General features: G+C 73.5%; 16 protein-coding genes. 15 read left to right on the top strand and 1 reads right to left on the bottom strand.

The genetic code is table 11. The annotated features are described in order from the left end of the window. The first annotated feature begins 7 nt into the window (after positions 1 to 7). From LL648_RS14605 to LL648_RS14555, 11 genes are all read left to right on the top strand, one after another. Positions 8 to 907 carry a carbohydrate ABC transporter permease gene (locus LL648_RS14605; RefSeq protein ID WP_232663060.1) on the top strand — a complete coding sequence of 300 codons (900 nt, stop codon included), beginning with the start codon at positions 8 to 10 and terminating at the stop codon, positions 905 to 907. Then, positions 904 to 1,722: a carbohydrate ABC transporter permease gene (locus LL648_RS14600; RefSeq protein ID WP_232663059.1), complete on the top strand. Its 819-nt coding sequence runs from the start codon at positions 904 to 906 to the stop codon at positions 1,720 to 1,722. The genes LL648_RS14605 and LL648_RS14600 overlap by 4 nt, the downstream gene beginning before the upstream one ends. Beyond that, a complete protein-coding gene (locus tag LL648_RS14595; RefSeq protein WP_232663058.1) occupies positions 1,722 to 2,825 on the top strand; it encodes an ABC transporter ATP-binding protein in 1,104 nt (367 codons plus the stop codon). The genes LL648_RS14600 and LL648_RS14595 overlap by 1 nt, the downstream gene beginning before the upstream one ends. Positions 2,826 to 2,830: 5 nt before the next feature. Then, entirely contained in the window at positions 2,831 to 4,027 is a 1,197-nt protein-coding gene (locus tag LL648_RS14590) for a CehA/McbA family metallohydrolase (protein WP_232663057.1), read from the top strand. Between the two features lie 157 nt (positions 4,028 to 4,184). Further along, positions 4,185 to 7,451: an AfsR/SARP family transcriptional regulator gene (locus tag LL648_RS14585; protein ID WP_232663111.1), complete on the top strand. Its 3,267-nt coding sequence runs from the start codon at positions 4,185 to 4,187 to the stop codon at positions 7,449 to 7,451. A gap of 149 nt (positions 7,452 to 7,600) precedes the next feature. Next, the gene (locus LL648_RS14580; protein ID WP_232663056.1) at positions 7,601 to 8,923 is read left to right on the top strand and encodes an FAD-binding oxidoreductase; all 1,323 of its coding nucleotides are present in this window, start codon (positions 7,601 to 7,603) and stop codon (positions 8,921 to 8,923) included. 54 nt (positions 8,924 to 8,977) lie between these two features. Then, positions 8,978 to 9,901: an ABC transporter ATP-binding protein gene (locus LL648_RS14575; protein ID WP_232663055.1), complete on the top strand. Its 924-nt coding sequence runs from the start codon at positions 8,978 to 8,980 to the stop codon at positions 9,899 to 9,901. 28 nt (positions 9,902 to 9,929) lie between these two features. Next, entirely contained in the window at positions 9,930 to 10,742 is an 813-nt protein-coding gene (locus tag LL648_RS14570; protein ID WP_232663054.1) for an ABC transporter permease, read from the top strand. Beyond that, positions 10,739 to 11,554: an ABC transporter permease gene (locus tag LL648_RS14565; protein WP_232663053.1), complete on the top strand. Its 816-nt coding sequence runs from the start codon at positions 10,739 to 10,741 to the stop codon at positions 11,552 to 11,554. The genes LL648_RS14570 and LL648_RS14565 overlap by 4 nt, the downstream gene beginning before the upstream one ends. A gap of 331 nt (positions 11,555 to 11,885) precedes the next feature. Continuing rightward, positions 11,886 to 12,110: a type II toxin-antitoxin system Phd/YefM family antitoxin gene (locus tag LL648_RS14560; RefSeq protein WP_232663052.1), complete on the top strand. Its 225-nt coding sequence runs from the start codon at positions 11,886 to 11,888 to the stop codon at positions 12,108 to 12,110. A 66-nt stretch (positions 12,111 to 12,176) separates the two neighbouring features. Beyond that, the gene (locus tag LL648_RS14555) at positions 12,177 to 12,968 is read left to right on the top strand and encodes a tryptophan-rich sensory protein (protein ID WP_232663051.1); all 792 of its coding nucleotides are present in this window, start codon (positions 12,177 to 12,179) and stop codon (positions 12,966 to 12,968) included. A gap of 82 nt (positions 12,969 to 13,050) precedes the next feature. Here LL648_RS14555 and LL648_RS14550 read toward each other — a convergent pair whose 3' ends face one another. Continuing rightward, positions 13,051 to 15,216: a hypothetical protein gene (locus LL648_RS14550; protein ID WP_232663050.1), complete on the bottom strand. Its 2,166-nt coding sequence runs from the start codon at positions 15,214 to 15,216 to the stop codon at positions 13,051 to 13,053. 123 nt (positions 15,217 to 15,339) lie between these two features. Here LL648_RS14550 and LL648_RS14545 point away from each other — a divergent pair, with 123 nt between their 5' ends. The 4 genes from LL648_RS14545 (at position 15,340) to LL648_RS14530 (ending at position 22,166) form a co-directional block, all read left to right on the top strand. Beyond that, complete coding sequence (locus tag LL648_RS14545; RefSeq protein ID WP_232663049.1) at positions 15,340 to 17,316, top strand: TIGR03960 family B12-binding radical SAM protein; 1,977 nt, start codon at positions 15,340 to 15,342, stop codon at positions 17,314 to 17,316. Further along, positions 17,309 to 17,803: a GNAT family N-acetyltransferase gene (locus tag LL648_RS14540; RefSeq protein ID WP_232663048.1), complete on the top strand. Its 495-nt coding sequence runs from the start codon at positions 17,309 to 17,311 to the stop codon at positions 17,801 to 17,803. The genes LL648_RS14545 and LL648_RS14540 overlap by 8 nt, the downstream gene beginning before the upstream one ends. Before the next feature lie 154 nt (positions 17,804 to 17,957). Next, complete coding sequence (locus LL648_RS14535) at positions 17,958 to 18,761, top strand: TIGR03936 family radical SAM-associated protein (RefSeq protein ID WP_232663047.1); 804 nt, start codon at positions 17,958 to 17,960, stop codon at positions 18,759 to 18,761. Positions 18,762 to 18,938: 177 nt separating this feature from the next. Next, entirely contained in the window at positions 18,939 to 22,166 is a 3,228-nt protein-coding gene (locus LL648_RS14530) for a translation initiation factor IF-2 N-terminal domain-containing protein (RefSeq protein ID WP_232663046.1), read from the top strand. Positions 22,167 to 22,272 lie beyond the last annotated feature (106 nt).

Raw genomic sequence — 22,272 nt, 5'->3', positions numbered from 1 at the left:
GGCTGGGGTGACCAAGAGCCCGGCCCCGCAGGCGGCCACCGACGCCGCCGGGCTGGGCAGGGCGCGCGCCTCGGTGTTCGTCGCGCCCGCGCTGGCGCTGATCGCGGCGTTCCTGGTCTTCCCGGCGCTGTGGACGCTGTACCTCGGGATCACCAACTACCGACTGACCGGCGTCGCGGCGCTCCGCCCCCGGGTCGTCGGGCTGGACAACTACGCGAGGGCGCTCGGTGATCCCGAGTTCCTCAACTCCCTGTGGCTGACGCTGCTGTTCGTCATCGGTTCGGCGGTGATCGGGCAGTGCGTGCTGGGGTTCGTGCTGGCCTGGACGTTGCGAGCGGTGCCGAGGACCGTGCGGACGGTCGTAGAGCTGCTCGTGATGCTCGCGTGGATCCTGCCCAGCTCGGTGGTGGCGTTCCTGTGGATCGCGCTGCTCGACCGGGACGGCGGCACGCTCAACGTGTTGCTGAACACGCCGGGCATGGCGTGGCTGATCGAGTACCCGATGCTCTCGGTGATCATCTTCAACGCCTGGCGGGGCACGGCGTTCTCGATGCTGCTCTTCAGCGCGGCCCTGAACGGGATCCCGCCCTCGCAGCTGGAGACGGCACGCATGGTCGGTGCCTCCGGCTGGCAGCAGCTGCGCGACGTCGTGCTCCCGCACGTCCGCGGGCACATCCTCACCAACCTGCTGCTGATCAGCCTCTGGACGTTCAACGACTTCAGCCCGTTCCTGATCACCGCGGGCGGCCCGAACGGCCGTTCCGAGACGCTGCCGGTGTTCGTCTACAACACGGCGATCCCCGGCGGGCAGCTCGGCTTCGGCTCGGCCGTCTCGCTGCTGATGCTGCTGATCAACCTCGTGCTCGCGGTGGTCTACCTCCGCCTGTTGAAGCAGCGTCGCGCATGAGCCCGAAGGAGCTGGTGGGGCGGGTCGGGCTCTACGTCCTGATCTCGCTGATCACGGTGTTCATGGCGCTGCCGGTGCTGTGGCTGCTGTTCGCGCCCTTCGACGCCTCCCCGACGCTGAGCACGTCGCTGCCGGACTGGACGGGGCGCAACTTCGGCGAGCTGCTGCGCAACCCCGACGCGCTGCCGTCGATCGGTATCTCGCTGGTGCACGCGCTGGGCACGATGGCGCTGGTGACGAGCTTCGGTGCGCTGGCCGCGTACGCGCTCTCGCGGGTGAAGATCCCCGGCCGGGACGGGCTGCTCTACGCGTTGCTGCTGCTGTCGTCGATCATCACCGGGACCGCGGCGATGGTGCCGATCTTCACGCTGATGACGCAGATCGGGCTGGTCGACACCCAGCTCGGCGTCGTGCTGGTGCTGACCGGCGGGATGCTGCCGACCGCGATCTTCATCCTGAAGGACTTCATGGACGGCATCCCGCGCTCCTACGAGGAGTCGGCGCGGGTGTTCGGGGCAAGCCCGCTGCAGATCCTGCGCGACGTCGTGCTGCCCGTCGTCCGGCCGGGGCTCGCGACGATCGCGGTGTGGACGGTCGTGCAGGTCTGGGGGAACTTCCTGACCCCGTTCATCCTGCTGCGGCAGGCCGAGCGGCCCGCCGCGGTGGTCGTCTACACCTTCTACACCGAGGGCGGGCAGGCCGATCTGGGGCTCATCTCGGCGTTCTCGCTGCTCTACTCGATACCGGTGGTCGCGATGTACGTGTTCGTGAACCGGCGTTACGGGTTCCGCTTCCACGGAGGGATCAAGCGCTGATGGCCGACATCGTGCTGGAACAGCTGGTCAAGGAGTACCCGGGCGGGGTCCGGGCCGTCGACGGGCTCGACGTCACGATCGAGGACGGCGAGTTCTTCGCGCTGCTGGGCCCCTCGGGCTGCGGCAAGACCACGCTGCTGCGCTCCATCGCCGGGCTGGAGACCGTGAGCGGCGGCAGCATCCGCATCGGCGGGCGCGACGTCACGCGGCTGGCCCCCGGGGCGCGGGACATCGCGATGGTGTTCCAGGATTACGCGCTCTTCCCGCACATGACGGTCCGCGACAACATCGCCTACCCGCTGAAGATCAAGAAGGTGGGCAAGCAGGAGCGCGCGGAGAAGGCGGAGGAGACCGCGGAAGGGCTCAGCCTCGGCGGGCTGCTGGAGCGGCGACCGGGCCAGCTCTCGGGCGGCCAGCAGCAACGGGCGGCGCTCGCGCGGGCGGTGGCGTGCCACCCGCAGGTGTTCCTGTTCGACGAGCCGCTCTCCAACCTCGACGCCCGGCTGCGGCTGGAGGCGCGGACGTTCCTCAAGCGGCTGCAGCGCGACCTGGGCGTCACCACCGTCTTCGTCACCCACGACCAGGCCGAGGCGCTCGCGATGTCGGACCGCATGGCCGTCATGGAGGCGGGCCGGATCCGCCAGATCGGCACGCCGCGCGAGGTGTTCCAGCGCCCGGCCAGCACGTTCGTCGCCGGGTTCATCGGGTCGACGCCGATGAACCTGCTCGACGCCACGATCGACCGCGACACCGTCCGGGTGGCCGGCACGTCGGTGCCGCTGCCGGAGTCGGCGCGGGCGCACGTGCGCGACGGCGAGGAGGTCGTCTACGCGGCTCGGCCCGAGTACATGACGTTCAGCACCGAAGCGGCCGACGCGGGCATCGAGGGCACCGTCGCGATCATCGAGAACATGGGCGTGGGGTCGTTGGTCTCGCTCGAGGTCGGTGCCACCATCGTCCAGGTGACGGTGCCAGAAGGACAGGAGCCGCCGATCGGCTCGCGCGGCTGGGCGGTCGCCGCGCCGCAGCGGGTGCTGGTCTACCGCCGCGACGACGGCGAGCTCGTCGGCAGCGAGCGCGCGCCGGCGCTCGCGGAGGCCTGAGCCGCGTGCCGGCGACGGTGCAGCGCGGCCGCTGGACGCTCGACGACCGCGCCGAGTCGTTCTACCGGGAGCTGCAATTCGACGTCCCGGCCGGCGCGGGCGCGCTGACCGTCCACCTCGACTACGACCGCAGCGCCGGCGTGCTCGACCTGGGCTGCTTCACCCCCGCGGGGTTCCGCGGCTGGTCGGGTGGGGCGCGCACGACGTACACGATCACCGAGAGCTGGGCGACGCCCGGCTACCTGCCAGGCCCCATCGAGGCCGGGACGTGGCGGGTCTGCCTCGGCCTGCACCGATTGCCGTCCGACGGGCTCGACTACGAGGTCACGGTCGACACCGCGCCCGTCGCCGCGCCGGCCGAGCATGCACCGCCGCCGGTCACCGAACGCCCGCCGCGGCGGGATCTCCCGGCCGAGGCGGGCCTGCGCTGGCTGGCGGGCGACCTGCACAGCCACACCGTGCACTCCGACGGCGCGCTGGGCATCGACGAGCTGGCGAACCTCGCCGCCGCGGTCGGGCTGGACTTCCTCGCCGTCACCGACCACAACACCGTCAGCCACCACCCGCTGCTCCCGGCGGCCGGCGCACGAGCGGGCGTCGTGCTGATCCCCGGCCAGGAGGTCACGACCGACCGGGGGCACGCCAACGCGTTCGGAGACATCGGCTGGGTGGACTTCCGGCGGCCCGCCGACGCGTGGCTCGCCGACGTCGAGACGGGCGGCGGGCTGCTCTCGATCAACCATCCGCTGGCCAGCGACTGCGCGTGGCGCCAGCCGATGGCGCGCAGGCCGCGGTTCGCCGAGATCTGGCACTGGACGTGGCTCGACCGGCGCTGGGGCGGCCCGCTGGCGTGGTGGCTCGCGTGGGACCCGACCGTGCTGCCGCTGGGCGGGAGCGACTTCCACACGCCCGCGCACGGCCGCCCGCTGGGCGGGCCGACGACGTGGGTGCAATGCGCGGACGAGAGTGGTGTGCTCGACGGCATCGACGCCGGGCGCATCGCGATCAGCGCGGGCCGCGACGCGCCCGTCCTGCTCAGGGTGGGCGACGAACTGGTCGCCGTCGACGGCGCCGGCACCTACCTCGTCGACCCGCAGGAGCGGCGGACGCTCGTGACCGGCGACCGCGTGACGTTCCCCGGGGCACCGGGCCCGCACCGGCTCGAGACCCCCATGAACGCGGTGGTGGCGCTGGCGGTCTGACGCCCCGCCCACTCTCGGTGACCACCCCGTGGTCCCGGGGAGTTCAGGAAAGCCACTTTCCTGTCCCCACAGGACAGGAAAGTGGCTTTCCTGACCCAACAACGACCACGGAGTGTCACGGCGGGTCGGGGTGGCACGATGAGGGCCCTTGATCGAGGTGGGGATGGTGGACGCGGCGCTCTCGGTGCGGCTCTTCGGCGCGGTCGAGGTCTTTCGCGGCGGCTCCGGCGATGGCGCCGACGGCTCCCGGCTCGACCTCGGCCCGCGCATGCAGCGTGCGGTGCTGGCGATGCTCGCCGTCGATCCCGGCAGGGTGGTCGCGGTCGACCGGCTGATCGACGAGCTCTGGTCCGGTGAGGCCCCCGCCAAGGCGGCGGGCGGGCTGCAGGCCTACGTCTCGAACCTGCGCAAGGTGCTGGAGCCCGACCGCAAGCCGCGCACCCCGCCCCGCCTGCTGCTCACGCGGGAGCCCGGGTACCTGCTCGACGTCGCGCCGGGCCAGGTCGATCTTCCGCGGTTCACCGCGGCGGTCGCCGGGGGCCGTGGCGCGCTCGACCGGGGCGACCACGACGCCGCCCGCAGGCTCCTCGGGGACGCGCTGGCGCTCTGGCGCGGCGAGCCGCTCGCCGAGTTCGCCGATCTCGGGTTCGCCGCCGCCACGGCCGTGCGGCTGGGCGAGCTGCGCACGTCGGCCGTCGAGGACCTCATGGCCGCCCGCCTCGGGCTCGGCGAGACGGCCGCTGCCGTGCCCGAGCTGGAGGAGCTCGTCGGCGCGCACCCCTACCGCGAACGGTCATGGGGTCTGCTCGTGCTCGCGCTCTACCGCGCCGGCCGGCAGGCCGACGCGCTCGGTGCGCTACGCGGTGTCCGGGAGCGGCTTGCGGCGGACCTCGGCATCGAGCCTGGCCCCGAGCTGCGCCGGCTGGAGCAGGCGGTGTTCGGCCAGTCGCCCGACCTGGAGGCACCCAGAGCGCCGGCTGCTGCGGCTGTGCCGGCCCGCGTGCAGAGCGAACGGCTGGTCGCCCGCGACGCCGAGATCGGGCTGCTCGACGAGCGGCTGACGGCGGCGCGGCAGGGCCGCGGCGGTGCCGTCGTGGTCGTTGGGGAGGCCGGGATCGGCAAGAGCACGCTGGTCACGGCCGTCGCGGAGACCGCGACATCGCGCGGGATGCTCGTCGCCGCCGGCACGTGTGTCGACGCCGCCGCACCGCCGTTCCGCCCGTGGGTGTCGGTGCTGCGGGCGCTCGGTGCCACCGGCGCCCTCGACGCGCCCGAGCGCAGCCGGGACCCCGACGCCGACCTGCACGCCCTGCACGACCGCGTTGTCGCAGCGTTGGGCGGCAGCCCGGAGCCCGTACTGGTCGTCATCGACGACGTGCACTGGGCCGATCCGTCGTCGCTGCGGCTGCTGGAGCACGTTGCGCGGGAGGCGTCGGGCCTGCCGCTGATGCTGGTGGTGACGGCTCGCCCGGAGCCCGGCGCCCGTCCCGACCTGCTGCGCGATGTGCTCGCCGAGATCCATCGGGTGCCGGGCGCCGCGCGGATCGAGCTGCACCCGTTCACCGCGGACGACGTGGCCGCCTACCTGCGGCTGCGCGGCGCTCCCGACGACCCGGCGACGGTCGCCGGCCTGCTCGACCGCAGCGGCGGCAACCCGTTCTACCTGTCCGAGCTGCTCCGGCTGCCCGAGCACGGGTCCGGCGTGCCCGCGGCGGCGCGCGACGTCATCGAGCGCAGGGTCGCGCGGCTCCCCGAATCCGCCCGTGAGCTGCTGCGCGCGGCATCGGTCGGTGGGCGGGACGTCGAGGTCGACGTGCTGGCCGCGGTGACGGAGCTGCCGGCCGAGGACGTGATCACGCAGCTGGAGCCCGCCGTGGCCGCCGGGCTGCTCGCCGAGGTGCCCGACACGTTCGACTACCGCTTCTCCCACGCGCTCGTACGCGACGCGCTCGACGCCGGGCTGAGCCGGCTGCACCGGGCCCGGCTGCACCTCGCGACCGGCCGGACGCTGGCCGAGCTGCCCGGATCGGACCCTGCGCGGCTGGCGCACCACTTCGCGAAGGCGGCCAAGGTCGGCGGCGCTGCCGAGGCCGTCGCGCACGCCTCCCGCGCGGCCCGGCAGGCGAGCGCGCAGCTCGCGCTGACCGAGGCCGTGCAGTTGTGGGAGCTCGCATTGGCCTCGACGCCGACAGCCGACCGGGCCGGCCGCTGTGCCGTGCTGACCGAGCTGGGGCAGGCGCGCCGCGCCTCGGGGGACGCAGCCGGTGCGCGCCGCGACGTCGAGGAGGCGCTGTTGTTGGCCGGCGAGACCGGCGACCGGCCGGCACTCGTCGCGGCGGCAACAGCCTTCGGCGGGCCGTCGCCCTGGCTGTGGCGGCCCTACGGGGTGGTCGACGTGGGCATGGTGGCCACGCTCGACGGTCTGCTGGCCGGACCGCTCGCCGACCACGACAGGGCGGCGCTGCTGGGCACCCTCGCCGTCGAGCTGCACTACAGCCCGCGCCGGGGTGATGCCGAGCGGACCGCCCGCGAAGCCGCTGAGCTGGCCCGCGGGCTGGACGACCCCGCGCTGCTCGGGCGGACGCTGACCAACCTCATGCACGCGACGTTCGTGCCGGGCCGCAACGCCGACCGGCTGCGGGTCGCCGCCGAGCTCGTCGACCTGCCCGGCCTCCCGACGGCCCACGCGGTCGTCGGCAGGGTGCAGCGGATGGCGTGCCTGCTGCGGGCCGGTGACCTCGCCGAATGGGACCGCGACCTGGCCCGGTGCGAGCGGCTGCTCGACGTGGCGCGGCGACCGGAGCTGGAGTCGCTCGTCGGGATGGCGCGGACCGCGCGCTGCCTCATGGACGGGCGGTTCGACGAGGCGGAGGACCTGCTCGGGCGCTACGCGACGATCCGGTACGGCGCGACCGAATGGGGCGTCGGCTACCACCACCACGTCACGATGTTCACCGTGCGGCGCGGGCAGGGTCGGCTCGCGGAGATCGTCGACCCGCTCGCCGCCGCTGCGGAGGAGCCGCAGATGCGCCCGGCCCGCCCGGTCGCGGCCCTGGCCGCGGCCGAGACGGGACAACACGCCCGCGCCGTCGACATGGTGCGGCGCTGGGGCGCCGACCTGCCGGCCGACTGGTCGGGCGACTTCGCGCTCGCGGTGTGGGGGCTCGTCGCCGCGCGGACCGGCGCCCCCGACCCCGCGCGGATGTACGAGCTGCTGGAACCGCACGCCGACCTGCTCGTCGTGGCCGGGACGGGCAGCTCGGGCCTCGGCTCGACGCACGCCGTGCTCGCGGAGCTGGCGAACCGCCTCGGCCGGCAGGACCGCGCCCGCGACCACGCGGCCCGCGCCCTGCACACGCACCGCACGCTCGGCCTGACCTACTGGGCGGAGCGCAGCGAACGGCTGGCCGCCGAACTCGGCTAGCCGCACGACGACCCGTCCCGCCTTCGGCTGGAGGGCAGGAAAGCCACTTTCCTGCCCTCACAGGGCCTGAACGTGGCTTTCCTGCCCTCCCCACACCGCACCTGGCCGCCTCCAAGTGACGTCCAAGTCGGCCGTTGCACTCTTCTCCCATGACATTCGAGAAGGACCTCCGAGCAGCGATCACCGGCCGGGTGCTGGTTCCGGGCGACGCAGGCTTCGACGCCGCGCGCACGCCGTGGAACGTCGCGATCGACCAGCGGGTGCGTGCCGTCGTGGACGTCGCCGACGCTGCGGACGTCGCGGCGGCCGTACGGTGCGCCGGGTTGGCCGGGCTGGCCGTCACCACGCAGACGACGGGCCACGGCGCCGCCGGCGACGTCGACGGCGTGGTGCTGCTGCGCACCGCCGCCCTCGACGGCGTCGAGGTGCTCCCGCAGGAACGGATCGCGCGGGTCGGGGCGGGCGTGCGCTGGGGTGCGGTGCTGGCTGCGGCGAGCCCGCACGGCCTGACCGGGCTCGCCGGCAGCTCGCCGGGCGTCGGCGTGGTCGGCTACACCCTCGGCGGCGGGCTCAGCTGGTTCAGCCGCCGGTACGGGCTCGCGGCCGACGCCGTGCGCTCCTTCGACGTCGTGACGGCCGACGGTGCGACAGCGCGCGTCTCCGCCGAGTCCGACGCCGAGCTGTTCTGGGCGTTGCGGGGCGGCGGTGGCGACCTCGCGGTCGTCACGGCGGTGGAGTTCGAGCTGAAGCCGGCTCCACAGCTCTACGGCGGCCGCATGATGTGGCCGGCCGACCGCGCGGCCGAGCTCCTGGACGTCTACCGGACGGTCACCGCGTCCGCGCCGGACGAGCTGACCGTATGGCTGGACCTCCTCGACTTCTCCGCGTTCGGCGGCGCCCCCGCCGTCGCCGTCGACGTGACCCACCTCGGTTCCGCCGCGGAGGGCGCCGCGCTGCTGAAGCCGTTCGACGAGGTGGCCGGGCGCACCGCGGACGGACGCCGGATGCTGCCCGTTGCCGAGCTTGGCAGCATCTGCGCGGAGCCGCTCGACCCCAGCCCCGGCCGGTCCCGCACCGAGCTGCTGGGCGAGCTGGACGACGCTGCGGCCGCCGCGCTGCTGGACCGGCCGATCGCGCCGCTGCTGAGCGTGCAGCTGCGCCAGCTCGGCGGGGCGTTGGGCCGCCCCGCACCGGACGGCGGTGCCACGGGCGGCTTCACCGAGCAGCACCTCGTCTACATGTTCGGCATCCCCACGGCCCCGGACGTCGCGGCGGCGATCGGGGAGCGCCAGTCGGAGCTCGCCGCGGCGCTGCGGCCCGTCACGACGGGGCGCAAGCCGTTCACGATGCTCGCCCCCGGCGAGCGGGCGGCCGCGGCGTTCCCCGGTGCGGCGCTCGCCCGGCTGCGGGACGTCAAGCGGGCCCGCGACCCGCACGGCGTGCTCCGCTCCAACTTCCCCGTCCTCGCCTGACCAGTTCCTTTTCGTCCAAGCGTTCTGTCGGTGCCCCCGGCTACCGTCCCCTCCGTGGCTGACGGACTGGTCCAGGCGCGGGGGCTGTACAAGCGCTTCGGCGCCATCGAGGCGGTGCGCGGCATCGATGTCGACGTCGCGCGCGGCGAGGTGTTCGGCTTCCTCGGCCCCAACGGCGCCGGCAAGTCGTCGGCCATGCGGATGATCGCCTGCGTGTCGCCCCGCACCGGGGGTGAGCTGCAGGTGCTGGGGATGGACCCCGGCCGCGACGGGCCGCGGATCCGGGCCCGCATCGGCGTCGTGCCGCAGCTCGACAACCTCGATGCCGAGCTCAGCGTCCGGCAGAACCTCGAGATCTACGGCCGCTACTTCGGGCTCCCGCGGGCGCACGTGCGGGAGAAGGCGCGGGAGCTGCTGGCGTTCGCGCAGCTCACCGAGCGCGCGGACGACCCCGTCGAGCCGCTCTCCGGTGGCATGAAACGGCGGCTCACGATCGCGCGCTCGCTGGTGAACGACCCGGAACTGCTCCTGCTCGACGAGCCGACCACGGGCCTCGACCCGCAGGCCCGCCACCTGCTGTGGGAGCGGCTCTACCGGCTCAAGCGCGAGGGCGTCACGCAGATCATCACCACCCACTACATGGACGAGGCCGAGCAGCTGTGCGACCGGCTCGTCGTGATGGACCACGGCGTGATCGTCGCCGAGGGTTCGCCCGCCGAGCTGATCGAGCGCCACGCCACCCGCGAGGTGCTGGAGCTGCGGTTCGCCCCGGAGGCACGGCCCGAACCGGAGGTGCTGGCGCCGCTCGTCGAGCGGGTCGAGTCGCTTCCCGACCGGCTGCTGCTCTACACGGCCGACGGCGAGCGCGCCCAGGCCGAGGTGGCGCGCGCCGGCCACCGGCCGCTCTCCGCGCTGGTGCGGCGCTCGTCGCTGGAGGACGTCTTCCTCTCGCTGACCGGCCGCACCCTGGTGGATTGACGGGGGCGAACCGATGAGTACGAGACCGATGAGTACGAGCGTCGCGCGTGCGCCCGGGTTCGCCTTGGGCGTGCTAATGGTCGGGGAGCACTTCCTCACGTGGTACCGGCGCAACTGGCGCTCGACCGTGGTGTCGTCCGTGCTGCAGCCGCTGCTCTTCCTGCTCGCCTTCGGGGTCGGGTTCGGCGCGCTGCTCCAGGGCCGGGCGGGCACCGCGGAGACCACCGGCGGGGTCTCCTACCTGGTGTGGCTCGCTCCGGCGCTGCTTGCGGTGTCCGCCGCGCAGAGCGCGGCGTTCGAGTCGACCTACCCCGTGCTCTCCGGCTTCAAGTGGCAGCGCATGTACCACGCGATGGTGGCGGGTCCGATCACGCCGGCCCAGGTGGCGCTGGGGCACCTCGGCTGGGTCTGCCTCAAGAACCTCGCGACGGGCGCGGTGTTCGTCGGGGTGATCGCGCTGGCCGGCGGGGTCGCCAGCGCCGGAGTGATCGTCGCGTTGCTGGCCGCGGTGCTCACCTGCGCCGCGGTGTGCGCGCTGGTGACGACCTACGCCGCGACCGTCAAGAACGAGGGCACCGCGTTCAGCGCGCTCTTCCGGTTCGTGATCCTGCCGATGACGCTGTTCTCGGGCACGTTCTTCCCGGTCGACCGGCTGCCCGGCTGGGTCCAGCCGCTCACGTGGATCTCGCCGCTCTGGCACGGCACCGAGCTGGCCCGCGCTGCCGCGCTCGACCGGTGGGTGCCGCTCGCCGCGCTGGGCCACACCGCCTATCTGCTGCTGCTGGTCGCGATCGGTGTGTTCGGCGCGACGCGCCTGTTCACGCGGCGGTTGGCCCCGTGAGCGCGCTCGAGACCCCCTTCGCGCTGCGGCTGCTGCCGGGCGGCAGCTACGCGGGGCGGTCCCGGATGCTGCTGCTGCGCTCGGCCACCGCGGCCCGCAGGGCGTGGATGGCGTTCTTCTCGGGCTTCTTCGAGCCGGTCTTCTACCTGGTCGCGATGGGCCAGGGGCTCGGGTCGATGGTGGGACCGCTGCCCGGCCCCGACGGCAGCCCGATCAGCTACATCGCGTTCATCGCGCCCGGCCTGCTCGCGGCATCGGCCATGAACGGCGCGGTGTTCGACTCCACCTTCAACGTCTTCTTCAAGCTCAAGTACGCGCGGCTGTACGACGCCATGCTCGCCACCCCGCTCGGCCCGGTCGACGTCGCGCTCGGCGAGATCGGCTGGGCCTTGCTGCGCGGCGGGCTCTACGCGCTCGGGTTCCTCGCGGTGATGGGCGGGTCCGGACTGCTCGTCTCGCCGTGGGCGCTGCTGGCGCTGCCGGCGGCGCTGGTGGTGGCGTTCGCGTTCGCCGCGGTCGGGATGGCGGCGACGTCGTACCTGCGCTCGTGGCAGGACTTCGACCTGGTCACGCTCGTGATCATGCCGATGTTCCTGTTCTCCACCACGTTCTTCCCGCTCTCGGTGTACCCGCGTTGGCTGCAGGTCGTGGTCGAGTGCCTGCCGCTCTACCACGCCGTCGAGCTGATGCGCGGCCTCACCACCGGGCTCGTCGGCCCGGGCATGCTCGTGCACGTCGCCTACTTCGCCGTGATGATCGTGCTCGGAGTGGCGGTGGCCGCACGGCGGCTCGACGTGCTGCTGCTGAAGTAGCGGCCCCGGCGCACCCTGGGTGCCCAGGGGAGAGCGGGCGCCTGCGGGCTGGGTGCGTGACTGTGACCGCGCAGCTCACGCTGGGGTCGAGGGAGGGCAGGAAAGCCACTTTCCTGCCCTGTGAGGGCCGGAAAGTGGCTTTGCTGCCCTCGTGCGCGCAACGCACACATCCCGGCCGGCCAGATACGCGTGAGACGCTCGTCGAACCGGGGCGCCCACTTGAGTTGCGGGTGGTGATGGTTGCGCGACAGCCACCAGCACCCGCAAGTCGGCCGGCATCACGACCCGGGCGCCGAGTGGAAGCAAACCTTCAGACCAGAGGAGAGCCGCCATGGCCATCACCGCGAGCGAGGCGCGCCGGCACCTGTCCGCGCTGATCGAGCAGGTGAACGACGACCGGACGCCCGTGGAGATCATCTCGCCACGCGGCGCCGCGGTCCTCATCGCGAAGCCGGACTTCGACGCCCTGGAGGAGACCGCTCACCTCCTGCGGTCGCCGGCCAACGCGGCGCGCCTCATGGAGAGCCTCGTCCAAGCGCGGTCAGGTTGCCGCTGACTGTGTGGTTGGCCTCGTCGGGCGATCCTTGTGGCAGCACCGACCCGGCGGGTCGATGATGGAGCCATGACGGTCACGTCGCAGCGCCCCACCGTAATCGATCGCGTGCGCAGCTACGCGGTGATCGTGTTGGCCATCGTGCAGGTCGCGGTAGCGGGTCTCGTCGGGAGTGGGGTGACGGGGGCGTCGATCGGCGCGGTCGCCATCTCCTATCCCACGCCGTTGTTGCCGGCCTCGTGGGCGTTCGCGATCTGGCTGCCGATCTACGCCGGACTGCTCGTGCACGCGATCTACCAGCTTCTGCCTGCGCAGCGGGGCCGGGAGATCCACCGCAGGACGGGCTGGTGGATGGTGCTCGCCGCCGTGTGCAACACCGTCTGGATGCTGGCGTTCGGCGCCCGCTCGGTGCTGCTGGCAGAGCTGGTGCTGATCGTGCTGACGGTCAGCGTCGCCGTGGTCTTCGGACGGTTGAGCAAGGAGCCGGCAGCCGACCGCACGGAACGCCTCTTCCTGCGCACGCCCGTCGCGCTGTACGCCGGTTGGGTGTCGGTCGCGATCGTCGTCGGCACGGCCGCGAGCGGTGCCGCGATCGGCCTGCCGAGCGACAACGCGATCGCCGTCGTCGCCGCCGTCGTGGTGCTCGCCGCGGTGACGGTGATCATGGCGTGGGTGGTGCTCTCCGGCACCGCGGTCGTCGCCTACGCCATCGCCGCGATCTGGGGCCTGATCGGCATCTCGCTCAACGAGCCGCCCGCCGCGGTGGTCGTCACCGGCGCTGCCGCGATCGTCGTCGTGCTCGTCGCGATCGCCCGCCGCATCTCCGCCGCGGGCAACCCACCCCGCGCCGCCTGGGGCTAGGGCCCAGCCCGCAACTTCCCCACCGTTTTGCCAACCTGCACACCCTGGGACCCGTGCAGGTTGGCAAAACGGTGGGGAACTTTCAGCCAGGCAGGTCCACGCGCAGCAACGTCCCGTCCTTGTGGACGACCAGCCCGCCCTCCACCGCGTACGTGGGGCCGAGCCGCTGGTCCTGCGCGACGACCCGCACACCACCGGCATCGTCGACGGCCAGCACCACCCCGTCGGCGACGACGACAGCGCGCCCATTGCCGTCGAGCCCGACGGTGGCGCGCGGCAGCGCGAGCCGATCGGGCGCGACGCCGCGGGCGAGCTGCACCGCGATCGGTGTGGTGTCGCCATTGCGTTCCCCGGCGTCGACGACCGGGCCGACCACCCGGTTGCCGTCGGTCGCGACCAGCCGGCCGTCGACGAGCAGCCATCCACGCCCACCGGCCCGCACGACGCCGCCGCGGACGTCGCCGGGCACGACCGTGCTCACCGCTCCCTCGCTGATCCGGAGGGCGCCGCGCGGGGTCGCCGCCAGCGGCGGCTGCCCCGACAGGTCGGTGACCAGCCTGAACGGCTCCGGCAGCTCGACCGGCGGGAACCGCTGCTCGACGGCGTTCGGTGTGCCGTGCACGAGCTGGAAGGTCGTGCCGGCGACCCGCTCGACCCACCAGACGCCCCCGACGCCGTCGGGTTGCAAGCGATCGAGCTCCCCGTCGTTGCGCGTCCCGAGCGGCACCCGCTCGCCCGGCACTACGGCCTCGATCGGGGTCAGGCCGCCGCGCCGCCCGCTCGCCCACCGCCCGTCGACGCCGAGCGGCACGCCGAGCGCGTCGCTCGCACTGTTGCCGACGGGCACGAGCGTGACGCCTGGTCCGACCTGCGGGGGAGCGGGGATGCATTCTTCCGGCGTCGGTGGCAGGTCGGCCAGCGCCGCCCCGGCTGCGGGCAGCCGCCAGAGCACCGGCCCCGCATCCGCCACGGCGATGAGCACGATCGCCCCGTCGGCGGTCGCCACCAGCGCGTGCACCCGCCCCGGCACCGGCGCCGGCACCGCCCGCAGCACGCCGTCCGGGCCGAGGCGGGCGAGCGTGTCGCGGCCTTCGCGGTCGACCGCGAACCAGATACCGCCGTCGGCGTCGACCGCAACCGGGCCGGAACGCGCCAGGAACGCGTCCGTCGCCGTCCGGCTCGCCCCGCAGGTGGGATCCGCGCCGCCGGCGAGATGCCGCACGATCGCGCTGTCCGGGGTCGGCTCGACGCGTTCCAGCCGGTAGCCCACCTCCTGCTCGGCGAACCGCAGCCCGCCCGTCTTCGTGGGGAAGAGCGTGGCGGCGTTGATCGCCTGCACACCACCCGGCACGGCGATCGTGACCACCGGCAGGTACGCCGCAGCCAGCGCCTGCTCGCCGTCGTAGGCGGCGAGGTTCAGGCTGCGGATCGCGCCGGCCGGATCGCCCACCGCGCGCAGCCACAGCGTCCCGTCGGCGCCGACGGGCCCCGCCGCGCCGACGTCGCGCACGGTCACCCAGACCGGGTCGCCCGGGTCGAGCCCGGCGATGACGACGGTGTCGGCGGCGACCCACCGCGCCACCCGGCGCCCGGCGATCCCGAGGACGGTGCCACCGCGTTCCTGCAGCGCGGCGACGAGCGTGGCCCGTCCGGCGGCGTCGACGACCGAGACGCCCGTGGCGGTGAGAGCGGCCGCGGCCCCGTCGACCGTGCCGAGCTGGTCCGCCGGCACGGCGTCGATCCGCACGAACGGGCCCTCCGTGTGTGCGGCGCGCGCACCGGGGAGCAGCACCACGACCAGAGCTGCCACGGCGACGACCGCCACCAGCCGGATGCTGCGCACGACCACGAGCAGCACCGCGGCGATCCCCGCGACCACGGCGATCCACGCCCCCGCCGCGCTCGCCGGCCCGCGGTCGGCGAAGCCCAGCACACCGACCGTCGCCGCGGCCGTCCCGGCGGCGACGACGGCAACCGCGGGCAGGATCTGCGGGAGCCGCCGGCGCAGGGACACGGCGACGAGCGCGGCCAGGGCCAGCACGGCCACCGCGGCGGTGCGGGTCCACCCCGCCACCGCCCATCCGGCCAGCGGCAGCGGGTCGATCGCCGCGCTCGGGCCGTCGACGAGCAGCGCCACCGTCGGGCCGTGCCACCACGGCAGCGCGAACGCGCCAGCAGCAAGCACACACAGTGCGGCACCGGCAACCACCCCGGCGGCCGCCGAGGACGCGCGCACAGCTGCCGTCATTCGCCATCCCCTCCGCCGGTCCGGCGACGGTAGCGACCGGCACGGCCTCCTGGGCGGCCCGTGATCACACTGAGTGCAACCGGCCACCGGCCCGTGTCCAGGATGGGGCTACCCTGGGTCAGCGTGACAGCCCCGTCCGTCTTCGCCGAGCTCGAGCCACTGCTGCCCAAGGTCGCCAAACCCGTGCAGTACGTCGGCGGTGAGCTGAACGCGCAGAGCAAGGATTGGGATTCGGCCGCTGTCCGGTGGGCGCTCATGTACCCCGATGCCTACGAGGTCGGCCTGCCCAACCAGGGCGTCATGATCCTCTACGAAGTATTGAACGAGCGGGCCGACGCGCTCGCGGAGCGCTGCTACGCCGTGTGGCCCGACCTCGAGGCGCTCATGCGCGAGCACGGTGTGCCCGCCTTCACCGTCGACGGACACCGCCCGCTCGGCGCGTTCGACCTGATCGGTGTCAGCTTCTCCACCGAGCTCGGCTACACGAACCTGCTCACCGCGCTCGACCTCGCCGGCATCCCGCTGCACGCCACCGACCGCGACGTCGACGCGCCGGTCGTCGTCGCGGGCGGCCACGCCGCTTTCAACCCGGAGCCGATCGCCGACTTCATCGACGTCGCCGCGATCGGCGATGGCGAGGAGGTCGTCGGCGAGATCACCGACGTAGTGAAGGAGTGGAAGGCGCAGGGCCGCCCCGGCGGGCGCCACGAGCTGCTGCGCCGCCTCGCCGCGACCGACGGCTGCTACGTCCCCTCGCTCTACGCGGTGAGCTACGCGGACGACGGCGCGATCGCCGACGTCAGTCCGGTCGAGGACGGCGTGCCCGGCACGGTCACCAAGCGCACCACCACCGACCTCGACTCGTGGCCCTACCCGAAGGCGCCGCTCGTCCCGCTCGCCGAGACCGTCCACGAGCGCGCCAGCGTCGAGATCTTCCGCGGCTGCACGCGCGGCTGCCGCTTCTGCCAGGCCGGGATGATCACCCGTCCGGTGCGGGAGCGGTCGCTGCAGGGCATCGGCGAGATGGTCGACTCCGCCGTGCGCGCGAGCGGGTTCGACGAGGTCGGGCTGCTCTCGCTCTCCAGCGCCGACCACTCCGAGATCGCCGAGGTCACGAAGGGTCTCGCCGACCGCTACGAGGGCACGAACACCTCGCTGTCGCTGCCCTCCACCCGCGTCGACGCGTTCAACATCGACCTCGCCAACGAGATCAGCCGCAACGGCCGCCGCTCCGGGCTCACCTTCGCCCCGGAGGGCGGCTCGGAACGGATCCGGCGAGTGATCAACAAGATGGTGTCGGAGGAGGACCTCATCCGCACCGTCAGCGAGGCGTTCGCGCAGGGCTGGCGCCAGGTCAAGCTCTACTTCATGTGCGGGCTGCCGACCGAAGAGGACGAGGACGTCCTCGAGATCGCGGGCATGGCGCACCGCGTGATCAAGGCCGGCCGGGCGGCGTCGGGCCGCAACGACATCCGCTGCACCATCTCGATCGGCGGGTTCGTGCCCAAGCCGCACACCCCGTTCCAGTGGGCGGCGCAGGCGCACCCCGACGTCGTCGACGACCGCCTCCGCAAGCTGCGCGCCGCGGTCAACAGCGACCGCAAGATCGGCCGCAACATCGGGATGCGCTACCACGACGGGCAGCCGTCGCTGATCGAAGGCCTGCTGGCCCGCGGCGACCGCAGGGTCGGGCGAGTGATCGAGCGCGTCTGGCGCGAGGGCGGCCGGTTCGACGGCTGGAGCGAGCACTTCTCCTACGAGCGCTGGATCACCGCGGCGGCCGCCGAGCTGGAGCCGCTCGGGGTCTCGCTCGACTGGTTCACCACCCGCGAGCGCGGGCGCGATGAGGTGCTGCCGTGGGACCACCTCGACTCCGGCCTCGAACGCGAGTGGCTGTGGGACGACTGGCAGGACGCGCTCGACGGTCGTGAGCAGGACGACTGCCGCTGGACGCCGTGCTTCGACTGCGGCGTGTGCCCGTCGACCGGCACGGACATCGAGGTCGGCCCCAGTGGCACGACGCTGTTGCCGCTCACGGTCGTGAACCCGCTGCGGGCTGCCGCGAGTGATCGCGGCGAGGACACGGGCACGGGTGGCTGAGAGCGCCGCGCATTCGCAGGTCGGCATCAGGGTCGCCGACGAGCGGGACATGGCCGCGCTCGCCGGCCTGCGCCGGGCGTGGCTCGAGGAACGCGCAGGGCAGTCCGTCGGCGATCCGGGGTTCGAGGCCGCCTTCGAGCAGTGGTGGCGGGTCGAGCTTCCCCGCCGCACGTTCTGGCTGGCCGAGGTCGGCACCCCGCGCAGCGGCTTCACCGCCGTCGGTTCGATCAACGTCGTCGAGATCGTGCACATGCCGCGCCCGGGTGCGCGCAGCGGCCGCATCGGGCACGTCGGCAACGCGTTCGTGCTGGCCACCTTCGCCGACAAGGGGGTGCCCGGCGCCCTGCTCGGCGCCGTGATCGAGCACGCCCGCACGCGGCGCTACCGCCGGCTGCTGCTCTCCCCGACGGCCGGCAGCGCGGCGTTCTACCAGCGTGCGGGGTTCGACCGGGCCACCGACCTGCTTTCCCTCGACCCCGGCCGCTGACCAACGGCCGACGCAAGGGGCGGGTGCGTGCGTCCCGCACGTGTTGCCTGGAAAGCCACTTTCCCGGCCCCACACGCCTGGAAAGCCACTTTCCAGGCACGCCGCCCGGGGCCGCCCCGGCGGCGACCGAGCCGGCGCTCGTAGAGTGCCCGGCATGGCACGAGTGCGCCCCGGTGAGGCCGCGAACCCGGCCCCGCCCACCGTCATGCGGGTGCGGCTGCGGTTCGCCAAGCGGGGCAGGCTGCGGTTCCTCTCCCATCGCGACGTGGCGCGCAGCTTCGAGCGGGCCGTGCGCAGGGCCGGCGTCCCCGTCGCGCACTCGCACGGGTTCAGCCCGCACCCGCGGCTGTCCTGGATCGGGGCGGCGCCGACCGGCGCGGCGAGCGAGGCGGAGTTCGTCGAGATCGGGCTGACCAGCCCGGTCGACCCGGCCGCGCTCGCCACCGCGCTCGACGCCGCCCTACCCGAAGGGCTGGACGTCCTCGCCGCGGCCGTCGCGGAGGGAGCGGCGCTCAGCGACCGCATCGACGCCAGCATCTGGTCGTTCGAGCTGCCCGGTGTCGGGCAGGCCGAGCTGCGTGCCGCGCTCGACGCGCTCCTCGCGCAGGAGTCGGTCGTCGTCGAGCGCATCACACCTTCCGGACGCAAGCAGATCGACGTCCGCGCAGCTCTCGTGCGTGTCGACACGCCGGACGGGACGGCTGCGAAACGGTCTCCGTCGGGGGAGTCACCGGCGATACCCACCGGCGGGGACGAAGTCTGTGCGATAATGACTGCGGTCGTGCGACAGTCCACACCTGCCGTCCGACCCGATGACGTGTTGGGTGCACTCGACGTTGTCGCAGGTCTGAAGCCGCCGGTGCCCGCGAAGGCGACCCGGATGGCGCAGGGCCTGCTCGACCACGGAGGCGCGCTCACCGATCCACTCGGCTCCGATCGGGTAACCACCCGGGCCTGAGCGAGTAGACCGGGCGCACCGGCGCTACCGCCGGTCACCGGCACGCTGTCGGAGCACGGCCGCCCTCCGGGGCGGAGCGAGACCGAGGATTGCTTTCCGCGCACCGCGTGGAGAGAGAACTGCACGTGCCCCTGCGCGGCCGCCTTCATCGAGGGCGCCCGGGGGCGGAGGAGCTGAATGTCGAATATCGATTCGCCCGCCGGTAGCACCGGCGGGCCGGTCACCGTACCTGCCCTGGACGACCTGCCCGAGAAGATGCGGGTGCACGCGCTCGCGAAGCTGCTCGGCCGCACCAGCCGGGAGGTCCTCGGCGCGCTCGCCGATCTTGGCGTGGACGCCCGCAGCGCGCAGTCCAGCATCGACCGCAAGGCAGCTGAGCAGGTCGTTACGGCACTTCAGCCGGGTGCCGCGGCCGCTGAGCCGGCGGCGGCTCCTGAAGCCCTCGCCGCTCCTGAGCCGACCCCGCAGGCCGAGCCGGCGCAGCCTGCCGCGCTCGCGCCGGTGTTCGCGCCGCCGACCCCCCTGTTCCAGGAGCCGACGCGCCCGACGCGTCGCCGCAAGGCCGCGGTCGCCGAGCCGGCGGAGCCCGTCGCTGCCGCGGAGCCGGAGCCGGGCATCCAGGACGCCGAGCCGCCGACCCCGACCGGTCGCCGCGCACGCACCCGCCGCGGCGCCCGCGCCACCGAGCCCGTGTCGTCGCCCGAGCCTGAGGAGATCGTCGAGCCACCGGTCGTCGACGAAGCCGACGACACCGAGAGCGGCGAGACCGACGTCGACGGCGACGACGAGTCCGGCACCCGCAGGCGCCGCAGGCGCGGTCGCCGCGGCCGTGGTCGTGGTCGTGGCGGCGAGGGCGACCTCGGCGACGAGTCCGACGAGTCGGGCCAGCCGGAGGGCGAGGACGACGAGTCCGGCCACGATGGCGACGACGCCGAGAGCAGCAGCGAGGACGCCGAGTCCGATGGCGACGACGAGTCGGAGTCCGACGGCGAGGCCGTCGGGTCGCGCCGGCGCCGCAGGCGTCGCCGCCGCAAGGGGGCCGACGACGCCGACTCGAACGACGACCCGCCCGGCACCGTCACCAGGGTCCGCGCGCCCCGCAGCGAGCGCGACGACGAGGGCGACGGCGTGCAGAGCGTGCGCGGTTCCACCCGGCTCGAGGCGAAGCGCCAGCGCCGCCGCGACGGGCGCGACGCCGGCCGCCGGCGTGTCCCGATCCTCTCCGAGGCCGAGTTCCTCGCCCGCCGCGAAGCGGTCGACCGCTCGATGGTCGTGCGCGAGCGCGGCGACCGCATCGAGATGGCCGTCCTGGAGGACGACGTGCTCGTCGAGCACTTCGTCGCCGGTCGCGACGGTGGCTCGATGGTCGGCAACATCTACCTGGGCCGCGTGCAGAACGTCCTGCCCAGCATGGAGGCCGCGTTCGTCGACATCGGCCGTGGCCGCAACGCCGTGCTCTACGCCGGCGAGGTCGACTGGGACGCCGCCGGTCTGGGTGGCAAGGCCCGCCGCATCGAGCAGGCGCTGCAGAGCGGCGACAGCGTGCTCGTGCAGGTCACGAAGGACCCCATCGGGCACAAGGGCGCGCGGCTGACCACGCAGATCAGCCTGGCCGGCCGGTTCCTCGTCTACGTGCCGAGCGGCGGCGCCGCCGGGATCAGTCGCAAGCTGCCCGACGTCGAGCGCAAGCGGCTCAAGGACATGCTGAAGGAGATCGTCCCCAGCGACGCCGGGGTGATCATCCGCACGGCGTCGGAGGGTGTGAGCCACGAAGCGCTCGAACGCGACGTCCGCAGGCTGCAGGCGCAGTGGGAGGTCGTGAAGACCAGGTCGGAGCAGACCGGCCCGAACAAGCCCAAGGCGCCCACGCTCCTCTACGAAGAGCCCGACCTGCTGATCAAGGTCGTCCGCGACCAGTTCAACGAGGACTTCTCCCGGCTCGTCGTCGAGGGCGACGAGGCGTGGGAGACGTTGCAGAACTACGTCGGGCACGTCGCGCCCGAGCTGGGCGAGCGGCTGCACCGCCACGTCGGCACCACCGACGTGTTCGCGGCCTACCGCATCGACGAGCAGCTGCTCAAGGCGCTCGACCGCAAGGTCTGGCTGCCCTCGGGCGGCACGCTGGTGATCGACCGCACCGAGGCCATGACGGTCATCGACGTCAACACCGGCAAGTTCACCGGGTCCGGCGGCAACCTCGAGGAGACGGTCACCCGCAACAACCTCGAGGCGGCCGAGGAGGTCGTGCGCCAGCTGCGGCTGCGCGACATCGGCGGCATCATCGTGATCGACTTCATCGACATGGTGCTGGAGGCCAACCGCGACCTCGTGCTGCGCAGGCTCACCGAGTGCCTCGCCCGCGACCGGACGCGCCACCAGGTCGCCGAGGTCACCTCGCTCGGGTTGGTGCAGATGACCCGCAAGCGGGTCGGCGGCGGGCTGCTCGAGCACTTCTCGACGCAGTGCGAGCACTGCCGGGGCCGAGGCGTGATCGTCACGCCCGAGCCCGTGGTGGAGAAGGCCGACCCCGAACGTTCCGGCCGCGCCGGCGGCGAGGGCGGCGGGCGCCGTTCCCGTGGCCGCCGCCGCGGCGAGGGCGAGCAGGAGCGCAACGGCCACGACGCGCGGCGCGACGAGTCCGCCCAGAACGGGAGCGCCCAGAACGGGAGCACCCAGAACGGCGAGGTCGCGCACAAGGAGACTGCGCAAAAGGAGACTGCGCCGCCGCTGGGTGGCATGGTGCCGCGCAACCGTCCGTCCGACGCGCCGTCCGAAACTGAGCCGTCCGAAACCGTTGAGGTCGAGGCAGCCGACGCAGCTGTGGCGGTCGGGGCCGGCGAGGTCGAGGCGGCGCCGTCGTCGGTGGTCGTCGAGACCCGCCCGGAGCCGCAGCGCGAGACCGCCGACGTGGCGGCCGACGCCGTCGAGGAGGTTGTCGTCGAGCGCGACGTGGCGCGGCACGCCGAGCCCGTCGCCGAGACGGTCGGAGCGTCCGCTCCTGCACCTGTCGAGGAACAGGTCCTGGAACCTGTCGTAGAGCCCGAGCAGGTCGAGAGCCCTCGCCCGGCGCGCAGGCGCGGTCGGGTCACCCGCTCGGCCGGTGCTCCCGACGTCGCGGCCGGTGCGCCTGCCGCGGTTGTGCTCACCGTTCCGGTCGATCCGGATGTGGCGTCCGCCACGCCGGCGGCGCCGCTCTCCGTCACACCGCCGCCGGTGGCTCCGCAGCCCGAGCCGGTGGCGACCACCCGCCCGCGCCGCGCGCGTCGGGCGGCATCCCGGCCGGCCGGTCCGCCGGCCCCGGAGACTGCGCCGGACAACGCCGCAGACAACGCGACAGACAACGCCGTGACCAGCGACGATGTGACGTCGGCCGCGTCGAGCCCCGAAGGGGGCGACCCGGTTTGACCCTTCAGGAAAGCCTTCCGTACCCTGGGATACCTGCACCGCGCTCGGCCATGCCTGAGCCGCGGTCCGCGCAAGGGCAACCTTGCGCTTCGTCCCCCGAGCTTCA

The organism is Pseudonocardia sp. TRM90224 (assembly GCF_021245725.1).
Classification (GTDB): Bacteria; Actinomycetota; Actinomycetes; order Mycobacteriales; family Pseudonocardiaceae; genus Pseudonocardia.
Note: the sequence above shows the minus strand (reverse complement) of the source record. Positions and strands in the feature narration are given on the sequence as shown.

What these genes read in the sequence shown, in the direction of transcription:
- LL648_RS14595 (WP_232663058.1), top strand. Translation starts at nt 1,722, where the DNA reads ATGGCCGACATCGTGCTGGAACAGCTGGTCAAGGAGTACCCGGGCGGG.
- LL648_RS14530 (WP_232663046.1), top strand. Translation starts at nt 18,939, where the DNA reads ATGTCGAATATCGATTCGCCCGCCGGTAGCACCGGCGGGCCGGTCACC.
- LL648_RS14580 (WP_232663056.1), top strand. Translation starts at nt 7,601, where the DNA reads ATGACATTCGAGAAGGACCTCCGAGCAGCGATCACCGGCCGGGTGCTG.
- LL648_RS14555 (WP_232663051.1), top strand. Translation starts at nt 12,177, where the DNA reads ATGACGGTCACGTCGCAGCGCCCCACCGTAATCGATCGCGTGCGCAGC.
- LL648_RS14570 (WP_232663054.1), top strand. Translation starts at nt 9,930, where the DNA reads ATGAGTACGAGCGTCGCGCGTGCGCCCGGGTTCGCCTTGGGCGTGCTA.
- LL648_RS14535 (WP_232663047.1), top strand. Translation starts at nt 17,958, where the DNA reads ATGGCACGAGTGCGCCCCGGTGAGGCCGCGAACCCGGCCCCGCCCACC.
- LL648_RS14560 (WP_232663052.1), top strand. Translation starts at nt 11,886, where the DNA reads ATGGCCATCACCGCGAGCGAGGCGCGCCGGCACCTGTCCGCGCTGATC.
- LL648_RS14600 (WP_232663059.1), top strand. Translation starts at nt 904, where the DNA reads ATGAGCCCGAAGGAGCTGGTGGGGCGGGTCGGGCTCTACGTCCTGATC.
- LL648_RS14550 (WP_232663050.1), bottom strand. Translation starts at nt 15,216, where the DNA reads ATGACGGCAGCTGTGCGCGCGTCCTCGGCGGCCGCCGGGGTGGTTGCC.